Source organism: Acinetobacter harbinensis, assembly GCF_000816495.1.
GTDB lineage: Bacteria > Pseudomonadota > Gammaproteobacteria > Pseudomonadales > Moraxellaceae > Acinetobacter > Acinetobacter harbinensis.
This window is the reverse complement of record NZ_JXBK01000003.1, coordinates 5047-5980: the sequence shown is the minus strand read 5'-3', so window position 1 is coordinate 5980 and position 934 is coordinate 5047. Positions and strand designations below refer to the sequence as shown.

Below are 934 nucleotides of genomic sequence, written 5' to 3'. Positions count from 1 at the left end.
GCTTGCATACGTTCCATGAGTGCGGGGCCTGTTAAACCTTCTGGATCACCCGGCCAGTTATCGACTTCAGTGGTCGTGGTTAATTGACCACCGAGTTGTAAGCCTGCAACTAAAGTGGGTTTAAGATTAGCCCGTGCTGCATATACCGCAGCGCTGTAACCCGCAGGACCTGAGCCAAGAATGATTAATTTAGAATGTCTCTTTTGCATTTAAGATCACCTAGCAGTTTACAAACTGCGCTGATTGACACGTTTAGATAATTCTTCAGCTGATTCCTTACGTTCTGAATAACGATCTGTCAGGTATTTGCTTTGTCCACGAGTCAGTAGGGTGAACTTAAATAACTCTTCCATCACATCCACAATCCGGTCATAGAAAGCCGAAGGTTTCATTCGTCCATCTTCTTCAAACTCCAAAAAAGCTTTTGGAACTGAAGACTGATTTGGAATGGTGATCATCCGCATCCACCGCCCCAAAATACGCATCTGGTTCAGGCTGTTAAATGACTGTGATCCGCCACTGACTTGCATCAAGGCAAGAGTTTTACCTTGGGTTGCACGGATTGCCCCTCCTGCCAGTGGAATCCAGTCGATTTGAGATTTAAAGATTGAACTCATAGAACCATGGCGTTCAGGTGAACACCAGACCATGCCTTCTGACCATGCTAAAAGCTCATGCAGTTCTTTTACTTTGGGATGCTCAGTATCCGCATCTTCTGGTAAAGGAAGCCCTTTAGGATGAAAGATTTTTATTTCCGCCCCAAAATGCTCAAGGATTCGACCGGCTTCAAGAACTGCAAGGCGACTGTAAGAACGTTCTCGATTAGAGCCATACAGCAGCAAAATTCGCGGAGGATGAGCAAGTTCTTTGGCTTGAACTTTTTCAAAGGTGGGTTGCTCAAGAAGATTTAGATCTACATTTGGGAGATTCATAG

The 934-nt window shown here is 45.0% G+C and carries 2 protein-coding genes; both read right to left on the bottom strand.

All coding sequences use genetic code 11. The annotated features are described in order from the left end of the window. Positions 1 to 209 (bottom strand): NAD(P)/FAD-dependent oxidoreductase (locus SE27_RS14645; protein ID WP_455550016.1); only part of this gene is annotated, 209 nt, incomplete at its 3' end. A gap of 18 nt (positions 210 to 227) precedes the next feature. Next, positions 228 to 934 (bottom strand): arsenical resistance protein ArsH (gene arsH, locus SE27_RS13875; RefSeq protein WP_004644739.1); only part of this gene is annotated, 707 nt, incomplete at its 5' end.